Source organism: Actinoplanes aureus, from assembly GCF_015704865.1.
Classification (GTDB): Bacteria; Actinomycetota; Actinomycetes; order Mycobacteriales; family Micromonosporaceae; genus Actinoplanes; species Actinoplanes aureus.
The window spans coordinates 1-2,184 of record NZ_JADQTO010000083.1; the positions used below are offsets into that span (position 1 = coordinate 1).

2 protein-coding genes and 1 pseudogene are annotated in these 2,184 nt (G+C 65.3%); 2 read left to right on the forward strand and 1 reads right to left on the reverse strand.

Annotated features, from left to right (window positions below):
* Window positions 1–74, reverse strand: a 74-nt coding sequence (locus I4J89_RS52285; protein WP_196417566.1) for a leucine zipper domain-containing protein, incomplete at its 3' end; no start/stop codon positions are given.
* Between the two features lie 1,073 nt (window positions 75–1,147).
* On the opposite strand from I4J89_RS52285, the pseudogene I4J89_RS48990 reads away from it, so the two are divergent.
* Together I4J89_RS48990 and I4J89_RS48995 are read left to right on the forward strand one after the other, a co-directional pair.
* Window positions 1,148–1,285: pseudogene (locus I4J89_RS48990) on the forward strand (histone-like nucleoid-structuring protein Lsr2); the annotation flags it as partial.
* 70 nt (window positions 1,286–1,355) lie between these two features.
* Window positions 1,356–2,161 (forward strand): IS5 family transposase gene (locus I4J89_RS48995; protein ID WP_196418545.1). Its coding sequence is split into 2 segments (ribosomal slippage): window positions 1,356–1,686 and window positions 1,686–2,161, totalling 807 coding nucleotides; the frame shifts between segments, so codons are not numbered across the junction.
* Window positions 2,162–2,184: the final 23 nt, after the last annotated feature.

The window sequence follows — 2,184 nt, forward strand, 5'->3', positions numbered from 1 at the left end:
CGCTCGTCGTGCACGACACGCGTGATGAGCAGCCGTCGGCCGTGCACGGTCAGTCGGGCGTTACGGTGGGCCATGAGACCTCCGGTTCCGGTGAAAGCGTCGCAACTTCCACCTCGCCGGAGGTCTCTTCACATCTCAAGCAGCCACGCCGCAGTCAACAACGCTCATGGTCATTACAGCTAGCGGACACGTTGGCGCCGCCCCGGCGGCCGAGGTCGGCGGCGGTGCCGGTGGCGGCTTTGGGCGTGTTCGTGTTGCTGTTCATGGTGTTGGTCGATGTGACGGTGCGCAGCGGGGGCGGGGCTGGCCGGTGGCCCGCGATGTTGTTCCTGGCGGTGGGCGCCGCGTTGTCGGGTGCGCTGGTGTTGTCGCGTCGTCACGGCGTCGGTGTCACCGACGAGGATGTTCGGCGGGCTCGCGTGTTGTGGCAGCGCTGTTGGTACTGCCAGCGTTGTGGCTGCGTCTCGGTGTTGATCGGAGCGGGCTTATCGCGAGTATTGCCGGCTCGCGGTTTGGCGTTGTCTCTGTTGCAGCTGGCGCGTCAGTTGTTGTAGCGACCGGTGATTTCCGGAGGTGCTGGCAGTTGGGCGGCCGGTGGCCGGCCTCCCGTCGAGCGCAGGCAGGAGCCGGGCGGGGTACTGACGGACGCGGAGGTGCAGCGAATGCTGGGGGTCGTTGTCGAGTAGCGCTGGCGGACGCTCGTCAAGCTGATGTCGCTTCGGGGCTGCGAAACGGCAAGGCTTTGCGGTTGCGTGTCGGCGATGTCGCCGACGGCGAGGCGGGAATTCGCGCGCCTGGTGAGCCTCGGTCGGCCATGCTACGGCGGACGTTGCCGCCCATGTAAACGAGTTGATTGCCGGCCGGGCCGACGATGCATGGTTGTTCGAAGGGCTCGGGGCCAACGGTGAGTGGCGCACAGAGTGGCGACGGCTGGCCGCTGCAGCTGGGCTCGGTGGCGTTCCGCTGTATGAGTTGCGCACGACCTACATCGACAGGCAGATCAGTGAACCGGGGAAGCGGAATGGACGTTCTCCCGGCGGATTCCCTGCAACCGGTAGCGATTAGCTGAAGCGATGACAGGGAGGCTATTGTCTTACCTGAGCGCTATTCACGCGTGCCCTGTCTGGTGGATTCGGAGTTGTTTGTCATGGCGAAGCAGGTAGTCACGATTCTCACGGATGACCTCGACGGCGGCGAGGCAGACCGAACGGTCGAGTTCGGATTGGACGGCGTGAACTACACGATTGACCTGTCTGACAAGAATGCGGGGAAGCTGCGTAAAAGCTCCTAACACGATCTGCTGGATCGATGTTGATCAGCGTTGCGAGGCGAAGATCAGTCTCGTTTCGGTCGTCGTGAGCAAGGCGTGGGTCGTCGACGACGAGTTGTGGAAGCTGATCGAGCCGGTGCTGCCTGCGTGGCCGGCGAAGGCTCCGGGCCCGCGGCCTGTGTCGGACCGGCTGTGCCTGCAGGGCATCCTGTTCGTGCTGCACACCGGCATCGGGTGGGAGGACCTGCCGCAGGAGCTCGGGTTCGGCTCTGGGATGACGTGCTGGCGGCGGCTGCAACGCTGGACTGAGGCCGGCGTGTTCGACCAAGTCCACCAGATACTGCTGGCCAAGCTGAACGCGGCGAACCGGATCGACTGGTCGAGAGCGGCGATGGACGCGAGTCACATCGACGCGAAAAAGGGGGTGCCGGGACAGCCCCGTCGCCGGTCAACCGCGGCAAGCCCGGCTCGAAGCACCACCTGATTTGCGACGGTAACGGCACCCCGGTCTACGTGCTGACCAGCGGCGCGAACGTGCCCGACATCAAACGGGCCCTGGACCTGCTCGACTGCTACCCGCCGATCGCCGGACGCCCGGGCCGGCCCCGGCGCCGCTTTGCCGCCCTGCTGGCCGACAAGGCTTACAGCAGCGCGGCGTTCCGCCAAGCCTGCCACGAGCGCGGCACTGAGCCGATCATCCCCAAGCCCAAGACGCACGGTGTCAAAGGCTTGGGCAAGCTGCGCTACGTCGTCGAGCAGACCTTCGCTCTGCTGCACCAGTTCCGCCGGCTTGCCGTGCGCTGGGAACGCCGCCTCGACATCCACGACGGCTTTGTCAGCCTTGCCTGCGTCCTAATCTGCTGGCGCCGACTGATCAACTGGACCCGCTAAGAGATCGTGTTAGGAGCTTTAAG